Consider the following 25434-nt stretch of genomic DNA (forward strand, 5'->3'; position numbering starts at 1 on the left):
GGAGAGCGCTCTCCCAGCCACGTTCCCACGTCGGCAGGAGGACACAGGTGTCCCGAACACTCCGCACGCTGGCCGCGACCGCCGCGGTCGGCCTACTCGCGACCACCCTGGCGGTCGCCACCCAACCGGCGCAGGCCGATGAGCTGGTCACGCACCACGAGTTCCAGGCCAACTGCTCGGTCACCGCGCACCGGCCGGACGACCCGATCGTCTTCCCCGGGCTGCCCGGCGCGTCGCACATGCACACGTTCCTCGGCAACAACTCCACCAACGCCCACAGCACGAACAACTCGCTGAAGGCCGGGCAGACCAACTGCAGGACGCCCGACGACAAGTCGGCGTACTGGTTCCCGTCGCTCTACAACGGCGACCAGCTGATCGTGCCGGACTTCCCGCAGGTGATCTACTACAAGTCCGGCATCCTGAAGTACCAGGAGGTCCGGTCGTTCCCGGCCGGGATCCGGTTCGTGGTGGGCAGCCCCACGGCGACGCAGGACCAGTTCCGCACCGCGCCGGGCGCCGTGGAGGGCTGGGAGTGCGGCAACAGCGCCCACAACTGGGACTTCCCGTCCTACTGCCCGCCGGGGACCCAGCTCAACGTCCGCTACCAGGCCCCGAGCTGCTGGAACGGGCGCGACCTCGACTCGGCGGACCACAAGTCGCACATGGCGTACCCGGACCGGGCGACGCTCGTGTGCCCGTCCACGCACCCGGTGCCCGTGCCGATGCTGGAGTTCAAGATCGCGTTCCCGGTGTCGGGCGACATGTCGCGCGTGCGGCTGGCGAGCGGGCGCGGGTACACCTGGCACTACGACTTCATGAACGCGTGGGACGGCCCCACGTTGCAGGCGCTGGTCAGCCACTGCGTCAACGGCGGCCTCCAGTGCGACCCGCGCGGGTACGACCAGTACAAGCCGCACCGGGGCGCCGCCCTCGGGCCGGACTACCGGCTGCCGCGGTGACGACGATCCCGTCCACCCCGGGGCGCTTGCGGGCGCTCTGGGGTGCCGCCCTGCTGCTCCTGGCCGCGTGCGCGCAGGCGCCGGCTCCCGCTCCGGCAGCTTCACCGTTCAACGCCACCGACACCGCGTGGATCCAGCTGATGATCCCGATGAACGAGCAGCTGCTGCCCGCGCTCGCCCTCGCGCCGCCCGAGCTCGCGGCGTTCGCGGCGGAGGTGGAGCAGTCGCACGAGCGGGAGTTGGCTCAGCTCAAGCGGTTGCGCGAGCGCGCCGGGCTGTCGGACGACAACCCGCACGCCGGTCACCAGATGCCCGGCCTGGTGTCCGAGGCGGACCTGGCGGGCCTGCGCCTCGACCCGTCCGGCCTGCCCGCGAAGCTGCGCGAGCACCTGGAGCAGTCGGCGCTGCTCGCGCGCGGCGAGCAGGACAGCGGCGCGGACCAGGAGACCCGAGACTTGGCGGCGTCGATCGGCACGGCCCGCGCCGCGCAGACCGCGCGCTTGGCCGCGGTGGCGCCGTCGGCGGCGAGCCCACCCGGATCAAGCCGGTGAGACGCGCCCGAGGACGTGGTCGACCGCCTCGGGCAGGTCGGCCGGTCCCTCGACGGTGATGCCCGCGCCGCCCAGCTCGCGCAGCGGCCGGATGTCGATGTCGTAGCGGTCGCCCACGCCCCACACGTGGCGGGCGTCGACGCCGAACCGCTCCAGCACCACGCGGAACGCGGCGGGGTCGGGCTTCGGCCTGCCACCCACGTCGTCCGCGCTCACCACACCGGTGAACCCGGCCACGCCGATTCCGATCCGGTCGAGGATCGCCTCCGCCGCACCGGTGGTGTTGTTGGTGAGCAACGCGATGGGCACCACCGCGCGCAGCCGCTCCAGCTCGCGCACCACCAGCTCGTCGGGCCGCACGCCGTCCACGATCGACAGGTGCGCGTCGCGGTACTCGCGCCACTCGTCCACGTCGAACCCGTTGGCGAGCACGAACGAGGTGGTCGACGTGCGCGACCACTCGGTCCGCATCAGCTCGCGCAGCTCCGCCACCTTGCGGGCGGCGTGGTCGGGCGTCGCGCCACGCAGTTCCACGAACATCGCGCCGATGACGTCCAGGACCAGCCCGGTGTACAGCTCGCGCGGGTAGAGCGTCCCGTCGAGGTCGAAGACGACCAGACGCGGCGCCGATCCGTTGTCGACCACCTCGACCACCGGCCGAGCATAGCCATCCGCCGTGCCGGTGGCGGGGGAGCGGGTGTTCGGCGCAGTGGGTTCGACTGCCCGGAGAGCGGGAACCGGCGTTCGGCGCAGGGTGTTCGGCCACCGCGCCGATCAGGTGCGCCGCAGTCCCGCGACACCGCGCAACGTTGGGCAACACCGGAGAAACCCGACGCCTCCCGGCCGGGCGGACTCGCGCGTAGTTTCGGAATCATGAGTGCTGCGGAACGCGGACGGGTGCGGGTGGAGACCGGGACCAAGCGGGTCCGGGCCTTCCTCGCGGGCGAACTGGTCGTGGACACCACGCGGCCGGTGTTGGTGTGGGAGATGCCCTACTACCCCACGTACTACTTCCCGGCGGAGGACGTCCGGGCGGACCTGGTGGCGACGGGCGAGGTGAAGCGGTCGCCCAGCAGGGGCAACGGCCGGCTGTTCGACGTGAAGACCGGCTCGGCCTCGGCGGCGGGCGCGGGGCTGCGGTACCCGGACTCGCCGCTGGAGGCGCTGCGCGGCCTGGTCCGGCTGGACTGGGACGCGATGGACGAGTGGTTCGAGGAGGACGAGCCGGTCTACGCCCACCCGCGCGACCCCTACACCAGGGTCGACGCGTTGCAGAGCAGCAGGCACGTCCGGGTCGAGGTCGGCGGCGTCGAGGTCGCGAACTCGCACCGCCCGGTGATCCTGTTCGAGACCGGGCTGCCCGCCCGCTACTACCTGCCGATGACCGACGTCCGGCTGGACCTCCTGCGGTCCACCGACCTGAGCACGAGCTGCCCGTACAAGGGCACCGCGGAGTACTGGTCGGTGGTGGTCGGCGACCAGACGCACGAGAACGTCGTCTGGGGCTACCGCAACCCGCTGCCGGAGAGCAGGCCGCTCGCGGGTCTGGTCGCGTTCTACAACGAGAAGGTCGACACTTATGTCGACGGCGTCCTGGAGGAGCGGCCCCGCACCCACTTCGCGTGACGCCGGCACGATTCCGGGGCGCCGCCCGGACGGCGGATGGTAGTGCCTGATCAAGACGGGAACGCTAGCGCCCATGGACGTCTTCCCCTCCACCCCGAGGGCACACCGGAACCCCGTGGTCGTCGCTCGGAAGATGGCTCTGCTCAAAGCGCCCCACCTGGCGAAGTTGACGGAGTTCGCGCAGCGCGTCGCCACCGAGCGCAAGGCCGACGTGCCGCTGTTCGACCCCGCGAGCGGCGGCGTGAACTCCAAGGTCCTGCTGCTGCTGGAGTCGCCCGGGCCCGCGTCGTCGGGCTCGGGCCTGAACTCGCCGGACAACGACGACCCGACCGCGGCCAACGTGTTCGCCGCGATGGCCGAGGCGGGCCTGTCCCGGCGGGTGAGCCTGAGCTGGAACGTGGTGCCCTGGTACCTGTCCGGCCGCGAGCCGTCGCCTGCCGACCTGCGCGCGGCGGTGCCGTACCTGGTGGAACTGCTGCGGATGCTGACCGCGCTCAAGGCGGTCGTGGTGCTGGGCAGGCCGGCGGGCACGGGATGGACGCTGTCCGGCCGCGGCCACAAGCTGAAGGTGTTCAACGCGCCCCACCCGTCGCCGCTGTCCATCAACCGCGACCGGGCGGGCCGGTGGCCGCAGCTCGTCGACGCCTGTCGGCAGGCGGCCAAGGCGGCCGAGTGAGCGCCCGGGAGCTCAGGCCCGACCGACCGCCCGGCCGATCCGGTCGTGCAGCTCGCCCAGGTGCCGGACGAGCTCGGGCGGCTCGTGCACCTCGAACTCGCAGCCCAGCTGCACCAGGTGGAACGCGAGGTACTCCACCGTGTCGGTGAAGTCGCTGATCACGCACGTCCGCTCGTCGACGACCTCGACGCCCGCGCCGGGGAACCTGGCCCGCACGTCGCGGGCGGGCAGGTGCACGGTCGCCACGGCGGTGTAGGTCGGGGCACGGCTGAGCATGTGCTCCGCCAGGTAGGCGGCCGGGTCGTCGGAGGGCAGCGCGCGCGGCGCGAACCGCGCCCCGGTGGGGGACAACGCGGTCATCCGGTCGACCCGGAAGAACCGCCAGTCGTCGCGCTCCGGGTCGAACGCCACCAGGTACCAGCGCCGCCCGGACGGCACCAGGTGCAGCGGCTCGACGTGCCGCCTGCTCTCCGCGCCGTCCGCCGCCGAGTACCGGAACCGCAGCCGTTCCCGGTTCGCGATGGCGGACGCCAGCACGGTCAGGTGCTCGGGGTCCACGGTCACCCCGTCGGCGCCGAGCACCACCGGCACCGTGGCCGCGCCCAACGCGGCCACCCGCCGCCGCAACCGTGACGGCAACACCTGCTCCAGCTTCGCCATCGCCCGCAGCGACGCCTCCTCGATGCCCGCCACGGTCTGCCGCGCCGCCGTCCGCAAGCCGACCGCGATCGCCACGGCCTCCTCGTCGTCCAGCAGCAGCGGCGGCATGGCCGTGCCCGCGACCAGCCGGTAACCGCCCTCGGCGCCCATCGACGCCTCGACCGGGTACCCGAGCTCGCGCAGCCGGTCGACGTCGCGGCGGATCGTGCGCGGGCTGACCTCCAGCCGCCGCGCCAGCTCGCTGCCCGGCCACTCGCGGGGCATCTGGAGCAGGGACAACAGGGAGAGCAGCCGGCCCGCGGTGTCGGTCACCCGACCAAGGATGCCCGACGAGTAGGACAGGTCCCGACCTCGACCGGGCCGCCGGCCGCGGAGCAGCGGCGGTCAGGCGCCGAAGATGTCCGTCAACTCCGCCGGCGCGACTTCTTCGAGCTGGGCGTACGTGCACGACTCGGGCGTGCGGTCGGGGCGGAAGCGGACCAGCCTGCTCGTGTGCCGGAACCGCCGTGCCTGGAGGTGCTCGTAGCGCACCTCGGCGACCAGCTCCGGCCGCAGCGGCTCCCAGGTCAGCGTCTTGGTCGGGTTCCACCGGCTCTGCGCGCCGGGCGTGGCGGCGTCGATCGAGGCCCACTCCGCCCACGGGTGGTCGGCGAGCGCGTCCTCCCGGTACGGCGCCAACTCCTCCAGCAGCTCACGGCGGCGCGCGGCGGTGAAGCTGCTGGCCACGCCGACGTGGTGCAGCGAGCCCGCGTCGTCGAACAGGCCGAGCAGCAGCGAGCCGACCCCGACCCCGTCCTTGTGCGGCCGGAACCCGGCCACCACGCAGTCGGCCGTCCGCTCGTGCTTGACCTTCCACATCACCCGCTTGTCCTGCTCGTACGGCAGGTCGGTCCGCTTGGCCACCACGCCGTCGAACCCCGCGCCCTCGAACCGGGTGAACCAGTCCTCGGCCTGGTCCGGATCGTCCGTCGCGGGCGTCAGGTACAGCCCCGGCACGTCCCGCAGCACGCCCTCCAGCAGCCGCCTGCGTTCCGCGAACGGCGTCTGGGTCAGGTCACGGTCCTCCAGCGCGAGCAGGTCGAACGCGACGAACCCGGCGGGCGTGTCGACGGCCAGCTTGCGCACCCTCGACGCGGCCGGGTGCAGCCGCAGTTGCAGCAGGTCGAAGCTCAACCCCGCGGGCGTGACGATGACGATCTCGCCGTCCACCACGCACCGCGGCGGCAGCCCGGCCAGCAGCACCTCGACCACCTCGGGGAAGTACCTCGTCAACGGCCGGTCGTTGCGGGAGCCGAGCTCCAGCTCGTCGCCGTCGCGGAACACGACGCACCGGAACCCGTCCCACTTCGGCTCGAAGACGAGCCCGGGCTCGCGCGGCACCGAGTGCACGGCCTTGGCGAGCATCGGTCGCACCGGGGGCATCACGGGGAGGTCCACGCGCCCGAGCGTAATTCGGAGCAGGGGAATTCACCGTGGATCGGAATTGAGGGCGGAAGTCGTCCGCATTGCCTCCTAGGGTTGGTCTCACCACTGAGGCGGAAGGCAGAACCACACCATGAACACCACCCTCTCGACCGAGCTCACCGACCTGCTGTCGAGCCTGGACCGGCACCGCGGGTTCCTCCGCGTCACGGTGCGCGGGCTGAGCGACGAGCAGGCGCGGGAGACGCCCACGGCGAGCGCGCTCTCCCTCGGTGGCCTGATCAAGCACGTCCGCGCCATGGAAGAGGGCTGGATGCGCTTCGCGGTCGGCGGCGCGGAGCTGATGGAGAGCGAGCCGGCGGATTGGGAGAACGGCTTCCGCATGCTGGCGGACGAGACGCTGGCGGGGCTGCTCGCGGACTACGAGGAGACGGCGGCGAAGACCGAGCGGCTGCTCTCGGAGCTGGACTTGAACAGCGCGCACCCGCTGCCGGTGGCACCGTGGTTCGAGCCGGGCGTCTCGTGGTCCGTCCGCCGCGTGGTGCTGCACCTGATCGCCGAGACGTCCCAGCACGCCGGCCACGCCGACATCATCCGCGAGACCCTCGACGGCCAGAAGACGATGGGCTGACCCCGGCGCGTGACGGGTCGGGTCACGTGTCGATCCGGGGCGTCCTCGTTCGACGCACGAGCAGCACCCGCACGAGACACCCGGAGGACACCATGACGCCCGACCCGACCACCGCGCCGCCCGGCCGCCCGCCCGTCGTCGACCTGGCCACCTGGCAGGCCGCCCGTGACGAGCTCCTGGTCCGCGAGAAGGCGCACACCCGCGAGGGCGACGCCCTCGCCGCCGCCCGCCGCCGGCTGCCGATGGTGGAGTTCGACCCCGCGGTCGAGCTCGTCGGACCCGACGGCCCGGTCCCGTTCCTGGACCTGTTCGAGGGCCGCGACGAGCTCGTGGTCTACAAGCACATGTGGTACGACGGCGCGCCGCACCAGGGGCAGTGCGAGGGCTGCACCACCACGGCCTGGCACCTGAAGGACGCCGTCTACCTCAACGCCCGCGGTGTCTCGTTCGCCGTCCTGACCACGGGCCGTTGGGACGAGGTGGCCTCCTACGTCGAGTTCATGGGCTACACCCAGCCCTGGTACTCGGTGCGCGACCTGGCCGCGCCGCTCGGCGACAGCATGGGGCATATCACCTGCTTCCTGCGCGACGGCGACCGCGCGTTCCTCACCTACGCCACGACCGGGCGCGGCAACGAGCGGGTCAACGGGTCCCTGGGCCTGCTCGACCTGACGCCGTACGGCCGTGGCGAGGCGTGGGAGGACAACCCCGACGGGTGGCCGGCGGGTCGGGACGCGTGCTGGTCCTGGCGCGCGGACTCGGACGGGAACGCCACCTGGGGCCCGACGAGCCGCCCCGTGCCGCAGTGGACCCGCCCCGGCGCGCTCCCGGTCGACACCCTCGGCCGGGAGCGTCACCACCACTGAAAGACGGCGATCAGTAGCGGCAGAAGCGGCGGATCTGGTCGGCGTGCGAGGGGTAGAGCGGCGCGAGGGTGTCGGCCTCGCCGAAGCTGACCACGTCATCGGTGTAGGGCGGCACCACGACCGTGCCCACGATCGACCAGTCGCCGTCAGGCTCGGCGGCCTGCCACACCCCGGCGGGCACGACCACCTGCGGTCGCTCGCCCGCGGCGAGGTCCGGGCCCAGCACCGGCGTGGTCACCGTGCCGTCCGGGTGCAGCAGGAGCATCCGCAGCGCCGCGCCGCGGTGGTAGGAGTAGATCTCCAAGTGGTCCAGCCGGTGCATGCCGGAGAACTCGCCCTCCCGCAGCATGTAGTAGATCGCGGACGCCTCGGGCGACCGCCACGACTGCGCCCACCACCCTCCCTCGACCGATAACTCGACCATCCCCAGCGTCTTGATGACGTCCTCAGTGCTCATGTCAGCTCCGCCTCCACCGATCCGTGCACTACGACCATTCCCTTGCCGAGCCGCTTCGCCGTGTACATCGCCGCGTCCGCCGTGCCGAGCAGGTCGTCGGCGGTCAACGTCGGGTCGAACGCCTCGCGGTGCGAGATCCCGATCGACGCGCGGATCACGTGCGAGCCGTTCGCCGTGCGGTGCGGCTCGTCCAGCGCGCCGAGCACCCGCCGCCCGATCTCCTCCGGCGGCTGCGGGTAGCCGTCGACCAGCACGCCGAATTCGTCACCGCCCAGCCGCGCCACCACGTCCTGCGACCGCACGCACGCCTGCAACCGCGAGGCCACGATCCGCAGCACCGCGTCACCCTCGGCGTGGCCGAAGTTGTCGTTGACGTCCTTGAACCCGTCCACGTCGATGAACAGCACCACCACCGGCGACGTCCCGGCCAGCGCCGCGTCCAGCCGTTCCCGGAACAGCGCGCGGTTGGGCACCCCGGTCAACGGGTCGTGGTAGGCCTGGTGCCGCAGCCGCTCCCGGCTCTCCCGCAGCTGCTCCAGCAGCTTCACGTTGTCGATCAGCGTCAGCAGCTGCCGCGCGATCACCAGCAGCACCACGCCGAGCCCGACGTAGATCTCCAGCGGGTTGAGCCGCACGCCGGTCGCCGTGCCGACCACGATGAACAGGCCCGTGACCAGCATCGGCAGGTACGGCACCAGCAGGTGCAGCAGCTCGCCCGCGCGCAGCCTGGCCGCGCCGACCCGCTCCCGCGCGGCGTTGCTCGGCGCGATGGAGCTGAGGAAGAACAACGCGGGGCACACCATGAACCCGATGTCGGCGGCCGTCGGGATGGCGGTGGCGCCCTTGCTCACCAGGTACGCGAACATCCAGCCCGACGCCGACTGCGCCAAGCCCGCCAACGCGATGAACAGCACCGGCAGCTGCCGCACCGAGCGGTGCGTCCACGACGACACCAGCAGCACGACCAGCATCACCAGGTAGGCGGCCGGGTGCGCCACGACGGTCGCGAAACCGGGGCCGGAGGTGGCCCAGGCGCGGACCATCGACTCCAGCAGCGACACCCAGGTGAGCACGAACAGCGAGCCGACCACGATCAGCCCGTCCAGCGCGACGACCAGCTTGCTGCGGTGGCCGGGCAGCTTGCCCGACCCGCCGTGCGCCAGCACCAGGATCGCGCACAGCGTCAGCCCGGGCACGAGCATGAACCCGATCGGCGCCAGCGTGGACGAGGGCAGCGACACCCCGAGGAACACCTGGCCCCAGATCCACACGGCCAGCCCGATGGCCAGGCTCGCCATCGCGGCGACCATCCACAGCCGCCAGCGCCGGGCCACGCCCTGCCGTGCCCGCGCGGCCCGCCAGTACGACACCATCGCGGCGACCGAGGCGAGCAACTGGGTGAACTTGTCGATCGCGACGGACGTCGGCCGGTCGAGCACCCCGGAGACCACGAGGCTGACGGCGCAGACGACCAGGGCGCAGACGGCGACGGCGACGACGCCGAACCGCCTCAGGGTCATGCCACCCCGCTCATGCCGCCACTGGAGTCGATCAGTTGACCGAGCCACTGTAATGACCTCGTGACGCTGTGTCGATCGGGGGGTACCTGTTCGTCACCGTGCGCGTGTCACCGGGCGGTCCGCGGTGATCACCCTCTAAGGTTTCGAACTGGTGTTCGTCGGCGGTTGAGGGGACCAGCGTGCGCGTGTTCGGAGTCGACCCCGGCTTGACCCGGTGCGGGTTCGGGGTGGTCGACGGCGGTCCCGGCCGGGCGGTGCGGCCGATCGCCGTGGACGTCGTGCGCACGCCGGCGGACGAGGACCTGGCGTTGCGGCTGCTCCAGCTCTCCGACGCGGTCGAGCAGTGGCTGGACCGCTACCAGCCGCAGGTGGTGGCCATCGAGCGGGTGTTCAGCCAGCACAACGTGCGCACCGCGATGGGCACGGCGCAGGCGGGTGGCGTGGTGGCGCTGTCGGCGGCCCGCCGCGGCCTGCCGGTCGTGTTCCACACGCCGAGCGAGGTCAAGGCCGCCGTCACCGGGTCGGGCCGGGCGGACAAGGCGCAGGTCACCGCCATGGTCACCAAGCTGCTCGGCCTCAAGACCGCGCCGAAGCCCGCCGACGCCGCCGACGCGCTCGCGCTGGCCATCTGCCACCTGTGGCGCGCGCCCATGCGGTCGCGCCTGGAGGAGGCGCAGGCGAGGGCGGCTGAGATCGCCCGGACGCACCGCGCGAAACTGGCACAGGCGGGTGCGCGGGCATCGGCCGCATCGACCAAGGCCACACCGATCGACAAGCGGGAAGCAGGTAAGGGTCAGTGATCTCGTCACTGCGCGGGCAGGTGCTGTCCATCGGGCTCGACCACGTCGTCGTCGAGGTCGGCGGCGTCGGCTACGCCGTGCAGGCCACCCCCGCCACGCTCGCCACGCTGCGCCGCGGCGAGGAGACCCAGCTGGCCACCGCGCTGGTGGTGCGCGAGGACTCGCTGACCCTCTTCGGCTTCGCCGACGCCGACGCCCGCGAGCTGTTCGGCCTCCTGCAGACCGTGTCCGGGATAGGGCCGAGGCTGGCGTTGGCGACCCTGGCCGTGCTGGAGCCGGACAAGCTGCGCGCCGCCCTCTCCGAGGGCAACATCACCGTGCTCACCCAGGTGCCCGGCATCGGCCGCAAGGGCGCCGAGCGCCTGATCATCGAGCTGCGCGACAAGGTCGGCCGGCTCGAACCCGCGCCGAGCGCCACCGGTGACGCCGGCCAGGTCCGCGCGCAGGTCACCGAGGCGCTGCTGGGCCTCGGCTTCCCGGCCAAGCAGGCCGAGCAGGCCGTCGACGCCGTGCTGGCCGCCGACGGCGCGCTCGGCACGTCCGAAGTCCTCCGCCACTCCCTGGCCGCCCTGGGCCGCAAGCGATGAACCACGACGAGGACGACACCCTCAACCCGCTGCCCGACCCCGCCGAGCGGGACCTCGAGACCACCCTGCGGCCGAAGGACCTGCACGAGTTCGTCGGCCAGCCGAAGGTCCGCGAACAGCTCGAACTCGTCCTCCAGGGCGCGATGCAGCGCGGCGCGCCGCCCGACCACGTGCTGCTGTCCGGTCCTCCCGGCCTGGGCAAGACCAGCCTCGCCATGATCATCGCGGCCGAGCTGGGCGCGTCGCTGCGCATCACCTCCGGCCCCGCCCTCGAACGCGCGGGCGACCTGGCGGCGATGCTGTCGAACCTGGTCGAGGGCGACGTGCTGTTCATCGACGAGATCCACCGGATGGCCAGGCCCGCCGAGGAGATGCTGTACCTGGCGATGGAGGACTTCCGGGTCGACGTCGTCGTCGGCAAGGGCCCCGGCGCGACCAGCATCCCGCTCGACATCGCCCCGTTCACCCTGGTCGGGGCCACCACCCGGTCCGGCGCGCTGACCGGGCCGCTGCGCGACCGGTTCGGCTTCACCGGGCACATGGAGTTCTACAGCCCCGAGGAGCTGGAGCTGATCATCCGCCGGTCCGCCCGGATCCTCGGCGTCGACCTGCGCGACGACGGCGGCCGGGAGATCGCGGGCCGGTCCCGCGGCACGCCCCGCATCGCGAACCGACTGCTCCGGCGGGTTCGGGACTACGCAGAGGTGCGCGCGGACGGCGCGGTGACCCTGGAGGTCGCCCGTGACGCCCTGAAGGTCTACGACGTGGACGAACTGGGCCTGGACCGGTTGGACCGGGCGGTCCTGGGCGCGCTGGTCCGTTCGTTCGGCGGCGGTCCGGTCGGCGTCTCCACGCTGGCCGTCGCGGTGGGTGAGGAGCCCACCACGGTCGAGGAGGTCTGCGAGCCGTACCTGGTCCGGGCCGGGATGCTGGCGCGCACGCCCCGTGGTCGGGTCGCCACCGCCACGGCATGGCTGCACCTGGGCCTGCAGCCGCCGCCGCGGGCGCCGGGCGAGGCCACCCGATCCCTGTTCGACGACGCCACCGAGTGATCGGTATTGCTCACCTGGCACAATCGGCGAAGGCACCCCAGAAATTCGGACGTACCGGGCGCTGTTCGCGTCTGCCCCGTCCGGTTGATCGGAGAATGATGGACCTGTCCTCCTTGATGTTCCCGCTGCTGCTCGTGCTGCTCGCGGTGCCGCTGTTCCTCAGCGCCCGCAAGCAGAAGCGGGCCGTCGCCGAACAGCAGGCGCTGCTGAACTCGCTGGAGCCGGGTGACCGGGTCATGACCACCTCCGGGCTGTACGCGACGGTGGCCGGCGTGGACGACGACGACAACACGATCGAACTCGAGATCGCCGACGGTGTCGTCACCACTTGGCTGCGCCAGGCCATTCGCGAGAAGGTTGTCGTGGACACCGAGACCGACGCGGTCGTGGACGACGTCGAGGATGTCGACGACGTCGTGGACGAGACCGCGGACGTCGACCGCGCACAGCAGGAGAGCAAGAAGTAACCAGAAGTAGACCCGCAGTAACCAGCGGACCCCTCGCCTGGAGCCGGCAACTGTCAACGTGCCGACTCCAGGCAGTGACGCGCAGCTCACACCATCAGGGGTACGCTGCGGCCTCGCTGACCTTGTCAACTATCAGGAGACGGACGGACCGTGGCACCTCCGGCCGGGCAAATCCGCCCCGCGAAGTACCTGGGCGCATTTGTCCTCATCGTGGTCGCGCTGTACTCCCTGGTGTTCTTCACCGGGAACGGCAAGGCGACCCCCAAGCTCGGCATCGACCTCCAGGGTGGCACCCGTGTCACGTTGACCGCCCGGGCTCCTGATGGGAAGACGCCGTCGGAGGAGTCGCTCAACCAGGCGCGCACGCTCATCGAGACGCGCGTCAACGGTCTGGGCGTGGCCGGTCCCGAGGTCATCCGCGACGGCACCAACCTGGTGATCACGGTCCCCGGCTCCGACAGCGAGGGCGCGAAGCGCCTCGGTCAGACGGCGAAGCTCAACTTCCGCAAGGTCATCGGCTCGCCGGTGCCCAACGCGCCGGAGCCCGAGCCGACCCAGAGCGCGCCGCCGTCCACGTCCGGCTCGGCCGCGCCGACCGAGAGCGCGGGCAAGGAGCCGACCGAGACCGCGAACTCCGTCGCGCCGACGACCGCGCAGGGCCGCCCGGCCCCGGCGTTCGAGGGCCAGCCGACCACCACGACCCCGCCGGCCGACGCCACGACGCCGCCCGCGGACCCGAACGCGCCCGCCGGCGAGCAGCCGCCCGCCGAGTCGCAGGTCGACTGCCGCGCGGTCTTCCAGGGCCAGTACTCCGACGACCCGACCAGGGCCATCGAGGAGTCCCGCACCTGCCGGCAGGACCCGCAGCTGACCACGCTGGACGCGCAGACCGTGTCCCAGGCGCTCGCCGCGTTCACCTGCCCCACGGTCGACCCGCTGATCGGCAACGACGACCCGGCGCTGCCGCTGCTGACCTGCGACCAGGACCGCACCGAGAAGTACGTGCTGGCCCCGGTCACCCCGCCGACCGACGGCAGCGTCAAGGACGACGACTTCACCCTGTACTCGCGCCTGAGCGGCGAGGACGTCGACAACGCGGTGTCCGGCACCGACCCGCAGGGCGCGGGCTTCGTCGTCGACCTCACCTTCAAGGGCGAGGGCGGCGAGAAGTGGGGCAAGTTCACCTCGGCGAACGTCTCGCAGCAGGTCGCCGTCGTGCTGGACACGCAGGTCGTGTCCGCGCCGAACATCAACGAGCCCATCCTCGGCGGCTCGACGCAGATCAGCGGCAAGTTCAGCCAGGCGGAGGCGAACAGCCTCGCCAACGTGCTGAAGTACGGCTCGCTGCCGCTGTCGTTCGAGGCCTCCGAGGCCGAGACGGTGTCCGCGACGCTGGGCCTCGCCTCGCTGGAGGCCGGCCTGATCGCGGGTGGAATCGGCCTCGCGCTGGTGTTCGTCTACTGCTTGTTCTACTACCGCCTGCTCGGCGTGCTGACCATCCTGTCGCTCGCCCTGTCGGGTGTGGTCGTCTACGCGGTGCTGGTGCTGCTCGGCCGCTGGATCGGGTTCACCCTCGACCTCGCGGGCATCGCCGGTTTCATCGTGTCGATCGGTATCACCGCGGACTCGTTCGTGGTGTTCTTCGAACGGTTGAAGGACGAGATGCGGGAGGGCCGGTCGTTCCGGTCCGCGGTGCCGCGCGCGTGGGTCCGCTCCCGTCGCACGATCCTGTCCGCGGACATGGTCAGCTTCCTCGCCGCGGCCATCCTGTACGTGCTCGCCGTCGGCCAGGTGAAGGGCTTCGCGTTCACCCTGGGCATGTCGACCGTCCTCGACCTGGTCGTGGTCTTCCTGGTCACGCACCCGCTGGTCAGCATGATCTCCAAGTCGAAGCGCCTGTCCAACCCGAAGCTCTCGGGTCTCGGCGGCGCCGTCCAGGCCGCCGTCGACGACCGCGCGCCGTCGGGTGCGAAGAGCACCGCTGTGAAGGAGGTCTGACGTGACCGAGACGAAGAAGCGCAACGTTTTCCAGCGGCTCTACGTCGGCAACGGCGCGTTCGACATCGTCGGCAAGCGCAAGCGCTGGTACGTGATTTTCGGCGTCATCCTGCTGATCTGCATCCTGTCGATCGTGTTCAAGGGCTTCAACCGGGGCATCGACTTCACCGGCGGCACGCGCGTCCAGATGCCCGCGAGCAGCTCCTCCGGCACGATCGGCGTCGAGGCGGCCAAGGAGTCGTTCGAGAAGGCCCTCGGCAAGGAGCCTGCCGCCACGCAGACCGTGGGCACCGGCGACTCGGCGACCATCCAGATCCGGTCGGAGACGCTCAACGCCGACCAGGTGTTGAAGCTCAAGACCACGCTGAACGAGGACCTGAAGCCCAACGGCGGCGTGGACGCCATCAGCGACAGCGCCGTGTCCGCCTCGTGGGGCGGTGAGATCACCAGCCAGGCGCTGATCGCGCTGCTCGTGTTCTTCGTCGCGGTGATGATCTTCCTGGCGCTGTACTTCGAGCTGTCGATGGCGATCGCCGCGCTCGTCGCGGTGCTGCACGACGTGCTGATCACGGCCGGCGTGTACTCGATCGTCGGCTTCGAGGTCTCGCCGGCGACGGTCATCGGCCTGCTCACCATCCTCGGTTTCTCGCTGTACGACACGGTGGTGGTGTTCGACAAGGTCCGGGAGAACACCCGAGGCCTGCTCGGCCTCACCCGCCGCACGTTCGCCGAGGCCGCGAACCTGGCGGTCAACCAGACCCTGATGCGCTCGATCAACACCTCGTTGATCGCGGTGCTGCCGGTGCTGGGCCTGCTGGCGATCGGCGTCGGCCTGCTCGGCGTCGGCACGCTGAAGGACCTGGCGCTGGTGCAGCTCACCGGCATCGTGATCGGCGCGCTGTCGTCCATCTACATCGCGACCCCGATCGCGGTGGACCTGAAGATGCGCGACGCCCGGTACAAGGCGCAGGCCGCCCGGGTGCAGGCGCGTCGGGACAACCTGGCCCGCCGGGCCGCCGCGACCGGCGAGGCGACCGGCGAGGTCGTCAGCGGTGGCGACATCGTGGAGTCGACCGACGACGAGTCGCTGCAGGCCGAGTTGCGCAAGGAGAAAGCGATGGCGGCCGCGGCGGGCGTGCCCGCTCGGACCGGCAAGGCGAGCGACGCGCGGCGCCGCCCGACGGGCAAGAAGCACCGTTGAAGCTCGACCGCGCCCTAGGGCTGCTGCGTGAGGTCCCGGACTTCCCCCTGCCGGGGGTCGTCTTCCGGGACCTCACGCCGGTCCTCGCCGACCCGGACGCGCTGCGCGCCGTGGTCGACGCCCTTCAGGACAAGATCCACCCGGACACCCAGGTGGTGGCCGCGATCGAGTCGCGCGGCTTCCTGCTGGGCGCCGCGCTGGGGTACGGCTGGCACTACGGCGTCGTGCCGCTGCGCAAGCCGGGCAAGCTGCCTTCGGTCGCGCACCGCGTGTCCTACGACCTCGAGTACGGGACGGCCACGCTGGAACTGCCGGCGGAGGCCATCGTGCCGGGGCAGCACGTCGTGGTGGTGGACGACGTGCTGGCGACCGGCGGCACCGCCGCGGCGGCGTGCGAGTTGGTGGAACGCGCCGGTGGCGTGGTCACCGGGATCTCGGTGGTGCTGGAGATCCCCGGCTTGGGCGGCCGTGAGCGGCTGGCCGGCCATGACGTCAACGCCCTGCTGACCGTGTGACCCCACCTCCTGCCCCCACGGCCTGACCCCCTTCGGGACTCAGGCCGCGATGACGGTGGGTGGTCGGTGGAGCAGGTTCTGGCGGGGGGAGTCGGGCCGGGTCGACGTGGCGGGGCGGGATGAACGCCGGCACCCCGCCGGTCATGGTGATCCTCCAGCGTGAGTGGTGGATCAGGCTGTGGTGGGTGCGGCACAGCAACACCATGTTGTCGAGGTCGGTGTCGCCGCCGTCGGCCCAGTGCTCGACGTGGTGCGCGTCGCACCGCTTGGGCGGCCGACCACAGCCCGGGAACGCGCACCCCCGGTCCCGCGCGTGCAGTGCCTTGCGCTGCGCCACGCTGACCGTTCGTTTCGTCCGCCCGAGGTCCAGCACCTCGGAGCCGGCGCCCAGCACCACCGGGATGACCTTGGCGTCGCAGGCGATCCGGCGCGCCGCGCGGCACTGAGGTAGTGGCCGCCGTCGAGCACCGCGTGTCCGACGCCCCGTCGCAGCGTCTCGAAGTCGAGCGTGACGCTGATGTGCGGGCGTTCCCCGGCCTCGGAGGGCAGGTGAGTCGACCGCGAGGCCGGTGAGACCAGGTCGCCGAACGCCTCGCCCCACCGGAGCGCCCGGTCCTGCGGGCCGTCCGGACGAGGCTGGGCGAGTGGTTCGAGCATGGCGGTGAACCGGGCCCCGGTCTCTGCGGACAGTTCACCCCAGAACTCGATCCGGCCACCCGGCAGGTCGCGCACGTGCAGCACGTCGGCGGGTTCGGCGACGGGCTCCTCCCACTCGTCGGCCGCGTCCTGCTCCATCCGGTCCCGGATCCGGTCGGCCGGCCGGCGCACCGCCTGCGGCTCCACGGACCGGGCGGCCTCGACCAGGATCGCCTCCGACGAGTCGGGCAGCTTCAGCGGGGTGATCGCCCGCGTCAACTACCGCAGATGACCGTCCGACAGTTCCTGCTCCGCCAACGCCGCACCGATCTCGGGGTGCGACGGAGGCAACGGCTGCCCGGTCGGGGTGATCGAGGGCAGGAACAACGCGACCTGCGCGACCCACTGCTTGATCTCGGCCGGGTTCGCCCGTGCCAGGCGACGGAAGGCGTCCAGGTCATAGCCGCACCGCAGCACTTCGGCCGGCAGTTCCAACCGCCGCCGGTGCAACGCCCGCATCGACGCCTCGACCGAGGCGACGGCGGCGAAGAGGCCGTCCTCGGTGAGCAGCGCGGGCGATGTGTCCATGACTAGATGACATTCGAACGAGCATTCGGCCGGCATCACTCGATCAAGTGAAACCGTTGCAGCATAACGACTTTCGCCTACCAGGGGATGACGCCCAAGTCGCCGATCGCGAACCGGCTCACCGCGTTCTTCGGCGATCGCGGTGTCGGTGTCGTACTCGGCGTAGAGCTCGTCGGCTCGGGTGAACTTCGCGACCGCGTTGTCGCACTCGAAGTGCAGCTCGACCAGCTGGACGAGGCACCCGGTGACGGCGTCGGTCATCCCGCGCGCCCGGAAGGTGCTCGCCAAGAGGTCCAGGGCGAACACGTGGTGGGCGAGCCGGTCCTCGGTCGCCGACTCCGGGGACAGGTCCCGCCGCAACTCGACCGCTCGCGTGGCCATCGTGGTGGCGGCCTGGAACAGGCCCATGCGCGCGTAGACCTGCGCGGCCACCTCCGGCGGCACGGCGGCCGACTCCGACGAGGGGTGGCGCGCGGCGAGGTCGAGGGTCGCCCGGTGCACCTCCAGCGTGGCCGCCAAGCCGTACGTGTGGGGACTGGCAGCGGAGGCGTACGGCCGCTTGGTCTACCTCTCGGTCATGGCTGCGACCATATCGTTTGCGGATAGCAAATTTGCGGTAAGCAATCGGGTTAACTGTGCGTGCAAGTCGGTTACGCACAGTGGCTAAGGTGATCGCCATGGCGGTAGGAACCACACGTGCCAAGCGCAGGCTCGGTCGACACGTCAAACCGATCGTGGAACGGGCCGGGCTCAAGCCGGCCGAGGTCGCGGACCTGGTCAAGACGTCGAAGGACACGGTCAACCGACTGCTGTCCGGCGACCACCTGCCGCGCTACCCGACGTTCCTGGCGATCATGATGGTCCTCAAGGCGACCGATGAGGAGCTGGGTGAGGGCACGGCGCTCTGGGAACGCGCGAACGTGGACGCGGTGGTGGTCGAGCACGCGTCCGCTCTGTCGCCGGGTTACCTCCGGTTCCGGATGGACGAGGGTGAGGCGGCCCAGGAGCGCTCACTCGATCCCTCCGTGATTCCGGGCATCCTCCAGGTCGGCGGCTACGCGGAGGAACTCGGCCGATGCGCTCCGGCCTTGACCGCGGGCAAGGGTTGGACCGCGCAGGCGGCTGCCGAGCGACGTGATCGGCAAGGGCTGCTCTCCCGTCCGGTCAACCCGCTCCACCTGCACGCGCTGATCGACGAGGCGGCGCTGCACCGCGTGGTCGGCAGCCGTGAGCTGATGGTCGAGCAGTTGACGCACCTGCTCGCGGTCGCCGAGCACGACCACGTCACCCTCCAGGTCATCCCCTTCGAGACCGGCGCTTATGGTCCCCAGTTCGGCGCGTTGACCCTGCTCGACTACCCGGAACCCGAGGAGCCGCTCTCGGTCTTCGTGGAGGGCCACAGCGGGATCAAGGTCGTGGAGAATGAACGGGTGGTGAGCAAGCTGGCCGCGGCCTGGGACGACGTGGCCCGGCGGGCGCTCGATCCGAGGCAGTCCGCGAAGCGCATCCGGGAAGTGAGGGGTACCAGGTATGCCTGACCAGCAGGGACAGTGGCGCAAGTCGACCTACAGCTCGAGTCAGCCGGACTGCGTGGAGCTGTCGGTCACGGCGGACGCGACCGCGGTCCGGGACAGCAAGCAGCCGGAAGCGGGGCAGTTGAGGTTCCCCCGGACGAGCTTCTCGGCGTTCCTGGCCGGTCTCAAGGGTGACTGGCGGACGGGTTCAGGCTGGTGAAACCCGACCGGTCGCGCTGATTGACAGGTGCTGCTCGTCGTGTGAACTGCACCGCTCATCGGCTCGCCGCCGGGGTGAGGCCCGCAACGGAGTTATCCTCGGTTCCTAGACCCGAGGAGCGTGGTTGAGCCAGGACACCGAACCCGCGCAGACGTCGCAGCCCGTGCCCGCACGGCCTCCGTCGGCGACGAGGCGCGTGCGCGCGCGGCTGGCACGTCGGATCACCGCCCAGCGCGCCGCGCCGGTCAAGCAGGTGCTCGAACCGCTGGCCGCCGTCCACCGCGACCTGCACCCGAAGGCCGACCTGGCGCTGCTCCAGCACGCCTACGACGTGGCGGAGGAGAAGCACCGCCCGCAGCGGCGCAAGTCCGGCGACCCCTACATCACGCACCCGCTCGCCGTGGCGACGATCCTGGCCGAGCTGGGCATGGACACCACCACGCTGGTCGCCGCCCTCCTGCACGACACGGTGGAGGACACCGACTACTCGCTGGACCAGCTCCGGGTCGACTTCGGCACCGAGGTGTCGCTCCTCGTGGACGGCGTCACCAAGCTCGACAAGGTCAAGCTCGGCGCGGCGGCCGAGGCGGAGACCATCCGCAAGATGGTCATCGCCATGGCCAAGGACCCCCGGGTGCTGGTGATCAAGCTCGCCGACCGGCTGCACAACATGCGCACCATGCGGTTCCTCCCGCCGGAGAAGCAGGCCCGCAAGGCGCGCGAGACGCTGGAGGTGCTCGCGCCGCTGGCGCACCGCCTCGGCATGGCGACGGTGAAGTGGGAGCTGGAGGACCTCGCGTTCGCGATCCTCCAGCCCAAGAAGTACGACGAGATAGTGCGCCTGGTGGCCAACCGCGCGCCGTCCCGGGACACCTACCTGGGCGGGGTGATCACGGAGCTGTCCCAGCAGATGGCGGCGGCCCAGATCACGGCCAAGGTCGAGGGCAGGCCCAAGCACTACTACTCGATCCACCAGAAGATGATCGTGCGCGGTCGGGACTTCGACGACATCCACGACCTGGTGGGCGTGCGCATCCAGGTGGACGAGGTCCGCGACTGCTACGCGGCGATGGGGGTCGTGCACGCGCTGTGGCAGCCGATGCCGGGCCGGTTCAAGGACTACATCGCGCAGCCCCGGTTCGGGGTGTACCAGTCGTTGCACACGACGGTCATCGGGCCGGACGGCAAGCCGCTGGAAGTGCAGATCCGCACCTACGACATGCACCGGACCGCCGAGTACGGCATCGCGGCGCACTGGCGGTACAAGGAGACGCGCGGCACGCACACCGGCAAGGGCGTCGAGGTCGACGAGATGGCCTGGATGCGCCAGCTGCTCGACTGGCAGCGCGAGGCCGCCGACCCCGGTGAGTTCCTGGAGTCGCTCCGGTTCGACCTGGCCGCGCGGGAGATCTTCGTCTTCACGCCGAAGGGCGACGTGGTGACGTTGCCGACCGGGTCCACGCCGGTCGACTTCGCGTACGCCGTGCACACCGAGGTGGGTCACCGGTGCATCGGCGCGCGGGTGAACGGCCGGCTCGTCGCGCTGGAGCGCAAGCTCGAGAACGGCGAGGTCATCGAGATCTTCACCTCGAAGGCGGAGGGCGCGGGCCCGTCCCGCGACTGGCTGTCGTTCGCGGCCTCGCCCAGGGCCAAGGCGAAGATCAAGCAGTGGTTCGCGAAGGAGCGCAAGGAAGAGGCCATCGAGGTCGGCAAGGACGCCATCGCGAAGGAGGTCCGACGCGTCGGGCTCCCGTTGCAGAGGCTGGTCTCGGCCGACTCGATGGGCGCGCTGTCGAAGGAGCTGCACTACCCCGACGTGTCGGCGCTGTACGCGGCCGTGGGGGAGGGCCACACCTCCGCGCGGCACGTCGTGCAGCGGCTGGTCGCGCAGCTCGGCGGTGTGGAGCACGCCGAGGAAGAGCTGGCGGAGCGGTCGACGCCGTCCACGGTCGCCCGGCGGCGGGTCACCGGGGACGCCGGTGTCGTCGTCAAGGACGCGGCCGACGTGTGGGTCAAGCTGGCGCGCTGCTGCACGCCCGTGCCGGGTGACGACATCCTCGGCTTCGTCACCCGCGGCGGCGGGGTGTCGGTGCACCGGACGGACTGCACCAACGCGGACGAGCTGCTCAGGACGCCCGAGCGGCTGCTGGACGTCGAGTGGGCGCCGTCGTCGTCCTCGGTGTTCCTGGTGGCGATCCAGGTGGAGGCGCTGGACCGGCACCGGCTGCTGTCGGACGTGACGAAGGTGCTGGCCGACGAGAAGGTCAACATCCTGTCGGCGTCGGTGACGACGTCGCGGGACCGGGTCGCGGTGTCGCGGTTCTCGTTCGAGATGGGCGACCCGAAGCACCTCGGTCACGTGCTGAAGGCGGTTCGCAGCGTGGAGGGCGTGTACGACGTGTACCGGGTGACGTCGGCGTCGTGACCGGCTGACCGCGCCTCCACGTCCGACGCGCCGCCCCCAGGCTGATCCGTCGTGCCTCGTCCCGCGCGGGAAGTCGATCCGGCTCGGCAGCGCCCGGGACGCGGGGAAGTTGTCGTCCCAGGTGTCCACGTGCCACGTCACCAGGTCCCCGACGTTGGCCGGCACCCCGCACACGTCGGCCCGGGATCCGTGGATCGTGTCCGCGTACCCGAGCACGGGGATGTGGTTCGCGTTGCTGAAGGGTGAAGAGATCGCACTAGGAGGCCCGGCGGCCGTCTCGGGCACCGGAGGCAGCCAGGGATCCTGGTGGCGTCAGTGAAACGTAAGGGGCCGGTGGGACCATCCGAGAGATCGGCTTGGCCGATGAGGAAGACGCAGGGGCCCGGCACTCCTCTCCCGAGTGCCGGGCCCCTGCGTGTTCTCCGCGGCTGTCGTCAGGCGACCGCGACCGACTCGAACTTGACTTCCTTGTTCGGCTTGCCGCCGCCGGGGCTCGGGTCGAACGAGCCGTCGTGGCCCGCGCGGGCGACCTCGTCGATGAGCTTCAGACCGGCCTCGTCGAGGCTGCCGAAGACGGTGTAGTCGGGCGACAGCTGCGCGTCGCCGTAGACGATGAAGAACTGGCTGCCGTTCGTGCCCTTCTGCGTCGCTTGGTCGAGGCCGGCGTTCGCCATGGCCAGGTAGCCGCGGCCGTAGGTCAGCTCGGGCCACGTCTCGTTGTCGAACGTGTAGCCCGGGCCGCCGGTGCCGGTGCCCGTCGGGTCGCCGCACTGCAGCATCTGGAGGCCCTCGGTGCCGATGCGGTGGCACGTGCTGCCGTCGTAGTAGCCCTGCTTGACCAGGCTGACGAAGCTGTTCACGGCGCACGGCGCCAGGGCGCGGTCCAGGGTCAGCTTCAGCTCGCCGATGTTGGCCTTGATGGTGGCGGTCGCCGTGCCGGTCGCGGGGGCGCTCGCCTCGGGGGCCTTGGTGCCCTCCTTGGACGCGGGCTCCGTCGACGGCCGGTACTCGCACGTGGCCGGGTCCGCGATGGGCGTCGGGCGCGTGGGCAGCGCCTTCACCTCGGTCGGGATCTCGATCGGGGCCGGGGTGGTCGAGCTGGCGGCGGCGTCGTCGCCGGTGCTGCTGAAATCGGTCGTGGCGAGGAAGTACACACCGCCCGCGACCACGACGACGGTGACCGCCGTCGCGACGACCGCGATCACCCGGCGCCGCTTCGCGCGCTCCGCCCTGCGGACGAGCTGGCGTTCCAGCTTCCGCTTGGCCTGCTCGCGGCGCTGCACGTTGGTCGGCACCTGCAACCTCCCTGATCTCTTCGTCGACGGCGACGATCGGTCAGCAGTCTAGGGGGCGGGTATGTGACTGGTGTATGCCGGATAGGCTGCTTGGCGTGGTCCACAGGGATCCGTTGTCGATCCGTTGCCGTCGAGAGGTGATCCCGTGCTGGTGATCGGGTTCCCGACCGGCGCTCTCCAGGCCAACTGCTTCGTGCTGGCCACGGGCGCGGGCGGGGCGTGCGTGGTGGTCGATCCCGGTCAGGACGCGGTCGAGCCGGTCGCCGAGGCGTTGCGCGAGCACCGGCTCTCGCCGGTCGCGGTGCTGCTCACGCACGGGCACTTCGACCACACGTTCTCCGTCGCGCCCGTCTGCGACGGCAACGACATCCCCGCGTGGATCCACCCCGACGACCGCGAGATGCTGGCCGACCCGCTCAAGGGCATCAGCGCCCAGTCACGGGCCTTCTTCGGCGGCAACCTGGAGATGCGGGAGCCGCGCGAGGTGCGCGAGCTGACCGACGGCGCCGAGCTGGACCTGGCCGGCCTCCGGCTGACCGTCGACCACACACCGGGCCATACCGGCGGGTCGGTGATGTTCCGCGCCGGCACCGAGGAGGGCGGACGGCTCGTGCTGTCCGGCGACACCCTCTTCGCCGGCTCCATCGGACGCACCGACCTGCCGGGCGGCAACCACCGCGAGATGCTGACGTCGCTGCGCACGAAGGTGCTGACGCTGACCGACGACACGGTGGTCCTGCCCGGCCACGGACCGACGACGACCATCGGTCGCGAGCGCGTGAGCAACCCGTTCCTGCTGGAGCTGGGCTCACCGGACGCGCCGGCCGCACCGCACCGAGGACTGTAGAGAACAGTGACGACCCCCTTCGCCGCCCCCAAGGGCGTTCCCGACTACTTCCCGCCCACCTCGGCGTCGTTCCTGGCGGTGCGCGACACGCTGGTGGAGTCGGCGCGCCGAGCCGGCTACGGCTACATCGAGCTGCCCGTCTTCGAGGACACCGCGTTGTTCGCGCGCGGCGTCGGCGAGTCGACCGACGTGGTCAGCAAGGAGATGTACACGTTCACCGACCGGGGCGGGCGGTCCATCACGCTGCGGCCCGAGGGCACGGCGGGCGTCATGCGGGCCGTCATCGAGCACGGCCTCGACCGCGGCCAGCTGCCCGTGAAGCTCGCGTACGCGGGCCAGTTCTTCCGCGCCGAACAGCCCCAGGCAGGCCGCTACCGCCAGTTCCACCAGGTCGGTGTCGAGGCCGTCGGCGTCGACGACCCGGCCCTGGACGCCGAGGTCATCGCCATCGCCGACGCCGGCTTCCGAGCCCTCGGCCTGACCGGCTTCCGCCTCGAACTGACGTCACTGGGCGACTCCACGTGCCGCCCGCAGTACCGCGACAAGCTCCAGGCCTTCCTCGCCGAGCTGCCCCTGGACGACGAGACCCGCCGCCGCGCCGAGCTGAACCCCCTCCGCGTGCTGGACGACAAGCGCCCCGAGGTCCGCGAACTGGTCGCCGACGCGCCCCTCATGGTGGACAACCTCTCCGCCGAGTCCCTCGCCCACTACGAGCAGGTCAAGGGCTACCTCAACGAGCTGGGCGTGAAGTTCGCCGAGAACCCCCGGATGGTCCGCGGCCTCGACTACTACACGAAGACGACCTTCGAGTTCGTGCACGACGGCCTGGGCGCCCAATCCGGCATCGGCGGCGGCGGTCGCTACGACGGCCTCATGGAACAACTCGGCGGCCAGCCACTGTCGGGCGTCGGCTTCGGCCTCGGCGTCGACCGCGCGCTGCTGGCGTGCCAGGTCGAGGGCGTCACCCCGGGCGACCAGACCCGCTGCGACGTCTACGGCGTGCCGCTGGGCGAGGCCGCGAAGTCCCGCCTCGTCGCCCTCTCCGCTCCCTTGCGCGCCGCCGGCGTCCGGTTCGACCTGTCCTATGGTGGCAAGGGCCTCAAGGGCGCGATGAAGGGCGCCGACCGCTCGGGTGCGCGCTTCGCCCTCGTCCTGGGCGAGCGCGACATCGAGGCCGGCGTCGTGCAGGTCAAGGAGTTGTCGTCGGGCGACCAGCGCGAGGTGCCGCTGGCGGACGTGGTGATCTCAGTGCTGGAGGCGTTGGGCCGGTGAGCGAGCGGATTGCCCTTGACCTGCTTGACCCGAAGTCGGTGCGCAAACGCGCGCGCACGGTCGCCATCGGCGCGTTGATCGTCGCCGCCGCGTTCGGCGGCCTGCTCGGCCTGCTCGCCGGTCGGACCGCGGGTCTCGTCGCGGCAGCGATCTTCGCCATACCCCTCCTCCTGCTGGCCTGGTCGGAAGCCCGCCGCAGGGTCTGGCTGGAGGGCCACGTCCTCTCCGTCCGCGCCTTCGGCACGCGCTCGGTCGACCTGCACACCGCCGACCAACTCGACCTGCTGGTGACCGACGTGCGCGGCAGTCGCACCGTCGGCCTCTTCGTGCGCGGCGGCGGCAAGGCGATCAACCTCGCACTGGCCATCTACGCCGGCACCGGGGGCCGCGAACAGGGCGTCCTCCCACTGCGCAAACTGGCCGACGTCCTAGCCGGCCGAGGCGACCCCCCAGGCCTCGTCTTCTCCGAACTCCTGGTCGCCCAACTCCGCGCCGAAGCCCGAGGCCTCCCCGCCTCCGACCGCCCCCTCTACCAACTGGGCTCCAAGGCCCCGACCGGCCGCCTCGCCCAGAAACTCAACCCGGAAGCCATCTCCCGCTTCGTCTCCACCCTCGACCAACCCTGACCACCCAGGCCCCACGTCCA

At 71.2% G+C, this 25434-nt stretch carries 27 protein-coding genes and 1 pseudogene; 19 read left to right on the plus strand and 9 right to left on the minus strand.

Annotated features, from left to right (window positions below; translation table 11 throughout):
• Positions 1-47 precede the first annotated feature (47 nt).
• Positions 48-962, plus strand: a complete 915-nt coding sequence (locus LNK82_RS38935; RefSeq protein ID WP_230571874.1) for a DUF1996 domain-containing protein — start codon at positions 48-50, stop codon at positions 960-962.
• On the plus strand, positions 959-1513 hold the full coding sequence (locus tag LNK82_RS38940; RefSeq protein WP_230571875.1) for a DUF305 domain-containing protein: 555 nt from the start codon (positions 959-961) through the stop codon (positions 1511-1513). The genes LNK82_RS38935 and LNK82_RS38940 overlap by 4 nt, the downstream gene beginning before the upstream one ends.
• Here the strand turns inward: LNK82_RS38940 and LNK82_RS38945 are convergent.
• Complete coding sequence (locus LNK82_RS38945) at positions 1502-2167, minus strand: HAD family hydrolase (protein ID WP_230571876.1); 666 nt, start codon at positions 2165-2167, stop codon at positions 1502-1504. The two genes, LNK82_RS38940 and LNK82_RS38945, sit on opposite strands and share 12 nt — an antisense overlap.
• Before the next feature lie 219 nt (positions 2168-2386).
• Here LNK82_RS38945 and LNK82_RS38950 point away from each other — a divergent pair, with 219 nt between their 5' ends.
• Positions 2387-3139 (plus strand): DUF427 domain-containing protein, encoded by a 753-nt coding sequence (locus LNK82_RS38950; RefSeq protein WP_230571877.1) that lies wholly within the window; start codon positions 2387-2389, stop codon positions 3137-3139.
• A 133-nt stretch (positions 3140-3272) separates the two neighbouring features.
• A complete protein-coding gene (locus LNK82_RS38955; protein WP_230571878.1) occupies positions 3273-3815 on the plus strand; it encodes a uracil-DNA glycosylase in 543 nt (180 codons plus the stop codon).
• Between the two features lie 12 nt (positions 3816-3827).
• Here the strand turns inward: LNK82_RS38955 and LNK82_RS38960 are convergent, their stop codons facing one another.
• Both LNK82_RS38960 and LNK82_RS38965 read right to left on the minus strand, forming a co-directional pair.
• Entirely contained in the window at positions 3828-4787 is a 960-nt protein-coding gene (locus LNK82_RS38960) for a helix-turn-helix transcriptional regulator (RefSeq protein WP_230571879.1), read from the minus strand.
• 72 nt (positions 4788-4859) lie between these two features.
• Positions 4860-5912 carry an ATP-dependent DNA ligase gene (locus LNK82_RS38965; RefSeq protein ID WP_230571880.1) on the minus strand — a complete coding sequence of 351 codons (1053 nt, stop codon included), beginning with the start codon at positions 5910-5912 and terminating at the stop codon, positions 4860-4862.
• Between the two features lie 118 nt (positions 5913-6030).
• Here LNK82_RS38965 and LNK82_RS38970 point away from each other — a divergent pair, with 118 nt between their 5' ends.
• Positions 6031-6528, plus strand: a complete 498-nt coding sequence (locus LNK82_RS38970) for a DinB family protein (protein ID WP_230571881.1) — start codon at positions 6031-6033, stop codon at positions 6526-6528.
• 92 nt (positions 6529-6620) lie between these two features.
• Positions 6621-7394: a DUF899 family protein gene (locus LNK82_RS38975; protein ID WP_230571882.1), complete on the plus strand. Its 774-nt coding sequence runs from the start codon at positions 6621-6623 to the stop codon at positions 7392-7394.
• A 10-nt stretch (positions 7395-7404) separates the two neighbouring features.
• On the opposite strand, the gene LNK82_RS38980 is transcribed toward LNK82_RS38975, so the two are convergent.
• Entirely contained in the window at positions 7405-7851 is a 447-nt protein-coding gene (locus LNK82_RS38980; RefSeq protein ID WP_230571883.1) for a cupin domain-containing protein, read from the minus strand.
• Positions 7848-9371: a GGDEF domain-containing protein gene (locus LNK82_RS38985; RefSeq protein ID WP_230571884.1), complete on the minus strand. Its 1524-nt coding sequence runs from the start codon at positions 9369-9371 to the stop codon at positions 7848-7850. The genes LNK82_RS38980 and LNK82_RS38985 overlap by 4 nt, the downstream gene beginning before the upstream one ends.
• Before the next feature lie 179 nt (positions 9372-9550).
• On the opposite strand from LNK82_RS38985, the gene ruvC reads away from it, so the two are divergent.
• The 7 genes from ruvC to LNK82_RS39020 all read left to right on the plus strand — a co-directional run bounded on the left by ruvC (position 9551) and on the right by LNK82_RS39020 (position 15991).
• A complete protein-coding gene (ruvC, locus tag LNK82_RS38990; RefSeq protein ID WP_230571885.1) occupies positions 9551-10171 on the plus strand; it encodes a crossover junction endodeoxyribonuclease RuvC in 621 nt (206 codons plus the stop codon).
• Complete coding sequence (ruvA, locus tag LNK82_RS38995; RefSeq protein ID WP_230571886.1) at positions 10168-10758, plus strand: Holliday junction branch migration protein RuvA; 591 nt, start codon at positions 10168-10170, stop codon at positions 10756-10758. The genes ruvC and ruvA overlap by 4 nt, the downstream gene beginning before the upstream one ends.
• Positions 10755-11810 (plus strand): Holliday junction branch migration DNA helicase RuvB, encoded by a 1056-nt coding sequence (gene ruvB / locus LNK82_RS39000; RefSeq protein ID WP_230571887.1) that lies wholly within the window; start codon positions 10755-10757, stop codon positions 11808-11810. The genes ruvA and ruvB overlap by 4 nt, the downstream gene beginning before the upstream one ends.
• A 98-nt stretch (positions 11811-11908) precedes the next feature.
• On the plus strand, positions 11909-12277 hold the full coding sequence (gene yajC, locus LNK82_RS39005) for a preprotein translocase subunit YajC (protein ID WP_230571888.1): 369 nt from the start codon (positions 11909-11911) through the stop codon (positions 12275-12277).
• Positions 12278-12427: 150 nt separating this feature from the next.
• Positions 12428-14275 carry a protein translocase subunit SecD gene (gene secD / locus LNK82_RS39010; protein WP_230571889.1) on the plus strand — a complete coding sequence of 616 codons (1848 nt, stop codon included), beginning with the start codon at positions 12428-12430 and terminating at the stop codon, positions 14273-14275.
• Between the two features lies 1 nt (position 14276).
• Entirely contained in the window at positions 14277-15476 is a 1200-nt protein-coding gene (gene secF, locus LNK82_RS39015) for a protein translocase subunit SecF (RefSeq protein WP_230571890.1), read from the plus strand.
• Positions 15473-15991 (plus strand): adenine phosphoribosyltransferase, encoded by a 519-nt coding sequence (locus LNK82_RS39020; protein WP_230571891.1) that lies wholly within the window; start codon positions 15473-15475, stop codon positions 15989-15991. The genes secF and LNK82_RS39020 overlap by 4 nt, the downstream gene beginning before the upstream one ends.
• On the opposite strand, the gene LNK82_RS48500 is transcribed toward LNK82_RS39020, so the two are convergent.
• From LNK82_RS48500 to LNK82_RS39030, 3 genes and pseudogenes are all read right to left on the minus strand, one after another.
• A complete protein-coding gene (locus tag LNK82_RS48500) occupies positions 15969-16388 on the minus strand; it encodes an HNH endonuclease signature motif containing protein (RefSeq protein WP_372470770.1) in 420 nt (139 codons plus the stop codon). The two genes, LNK82_RS39020 and LNK82_RS48500, sit on opposite strands and share 23 nt — an antisense overlap.
• A 50-nt stretch (positions 16389-16438) precedes the next feature.
• Positions 16439-16906, minus strand: a pseudogene (locus tag LNK82_RS48505) (DUF222 domain-containing protein); the annotation flags it as partial.
• Positions 16907-17734, minus strand: coding sequence for a hypothetical protein (locus tag LNK82_RS39030; protein ID WP_230571893.1), 828 nt, complete (start codon positions 17732-17734; stop codon positions 16907-16909). It lies immediately after the preceding pseudogene.
• Positions 17735-17892: 158 nt separating this feature from the next.
• Here LNK82_RS39030 and LNK82_RS39035 point away from each other — a divergent pair, with 158 nt between their 5' ends.
• The 3 genes from LNK82_RS39035 to LNK82_RS39045 all read left to right on the plus strand — a co-directional run bounded on the left by LNK82_RS39035 (position 17893) and on the right by LNK82_RS39045 (position 21374).
• A complete protein-coding gene (locus tag LNK82_RS39035; RefSeq protein WP_230571894.1) occupies positions 17893-18753 on the plus strand; it encodes a helix-turn-helix domain-containing protein in 861 nt (286 codons plus the stop codon).
• Positions 18746-18949: a DUF397 domain-containing protein gene (locus LNK82_RS39040; protein WP_230571895.1), complete on the plus strand. Its 204-nt coding sequence runs from the start codon at positions 18746-18748 to the stop codon at positions 18947-18949. The genes LNK82_RS39035 and LNK82_RS39040 overlap by 8 nt, the downstream gene beginning before the upstream one ends.
• 124 nt (positions 18950-19073) lie before the next feature.
• Positions 19074-21374, plus strand: a complete 2301-nt coding sequence (locus tag LNK82_RS39045; RefSeq protein ID WP_230571896.1) for a RelA/SpoT family protein — start codon at positions 19074-19076, stop codon at positions 21372-21374.
• A 434-nt stretch (positions 21375-21808) separates the two neighbouring features.
• Here the strand turns inward: LNK82_RS39045 and LNK82_RS39050 are convergent, their stop codons facing one another.
• Positions 21809-22669, minus strand: a complete 861-nt coding sequence (locus LNK82_RS39050) for a peptidylprolyl isomerase (protein ID WP_230571897.1) — start codon at positions 22667-22669, stop codon at positions 21809-21811.
• A 145-nt stretch (positions 22670-22814) separates the two neighbouring features.
• Between LNK82_RS39050 and LNK82_RS39055 the strand changes: the two genes are divergently transcribed.
• Genes LNK82_RS39055 through LNK82_RS39065 form a run of 3 tightly spaced genes read left to right on the plus strand, consistent with a single transcriptional unit; the run spans position 22815 to position 25414 of the window.
• Positions 22815-23516 (plus strand): MBL fold metallo-hydrolase, encoded by a 702-nt coding sequence (locus LNK82_RS39055; protein WP_230571898.1) that lies wholly within the window; start codon positions 22815-22817, stop codon positions 23514-23516.
• Positions 23517-23522: 6 nt separating this feature from the next.
• A complete protein-coding gene (gene hisS / locus LNK82_RS39060; RefSeq protein WP_230571899.1) occupies positions 23523-24788 on the plus strand; it encodes a histidine--tRNA ligase in 1266 nt (421 codons plus the stop codon).
• On the plus strand, positions 24785-25414 hold the full coding sequence (locus tag LNK82_RS39065; RefSeq protein WP_230571900.1) for a hypothetical protein: 630 nt from the start codon (positions 24785-24787) through the stop codon (positions 25412-25414). The genes hisS and LNK82_RS39065 overlap by 4 nt, the downstream gene beginning before the upstream one ends.
• Positions 25415-25434: the final 20 nt, after the last annotated feature.

The sequence above is a fragment of the Saccharothrix luteola genome, from assembly GCF_020859565.1.
Classification (GTDB): domain Bacteria; phylum Actinomycetota; class Actinomycetes; order Mycobacteriales; family Pseudonocardiaceae; genus Actinosynnema; species Actinosynnema luteola.

Excerpts from the sequence above, each read along its gene's own strand:
- LNK82_RS38970 (WP_230571881.1), top strand. The coding sequence starts at position 6,031 with ATGAACACCACCCTCTCGACCGAGCTCACCGACCTGCTGTCGAGCCTG.
- yajC (WP_230571888.1), top strand. The coding sequence starts at position 11,909 with ATGGACCTGTCCTCCTTGATGTTCCCGCTGCTGCTCGTGCTGCTCGCG.
- ruvB (WP_230571887.1), top strand. The coding sequence starts at position 10,755 with ATGAACCACGACGAGGACGACACCCTCAACCCGCTGCCCGACCCCGCC.
- LNK82_RS39040 (WP_230571895.1), top strand. The coding sequence starts at position 18,746 with ATGCCTGACCAGCAGGGACAGTGGCGCAAGTCGACCTACAGCTCGAGT.
- LNK82_RS39035 (WP_230571894.1), top strand. The coding sequence starts at position 17,893 with ATGGCGGTAGGAACCACACGTGCCAAGCGCAGGCTCGGTCGACACGTC.
- LNK82_RS38985 (WP_230571884.1), bottom strand. The coding sequence starts at position 9,371 with ATGACCCTGAGGCGGTTCGGCGTCGTCGCCGTCGCCGTCTGCGCCCTG.
- LNK82_RS38955 (WP_230571878.1), top strand. The coding sequence starts at position 3,273 with ATGGCTCTGCTCAAAGCGCCCCACCTGGCGAAGTTGACGGAGTTCGCG.
- LNK82_RS38950 (WP_230571877.1), top strand. The coding sequence starts at position 2,387 with ATGAGTGCTGCGGAACGCGGACGGGTGCGGGTGGAGACCGGGACCAAG.
- LNK82_RS38980 (WP_230571883.1), bottom strand. The coding sequence starts at position 7,851 with ATGAGCACTGAGGACGTCATCAAGACGCTGGGGATGGTCGAGTTATCG.
- LNK82_RS38975 (WP_230571882.1), top strand. The coding sequence starts at position 6,621 with ATGACGCCCGACCCGACCACCGCGCCGCCCGGCCGCCCGCCCGTCGTC.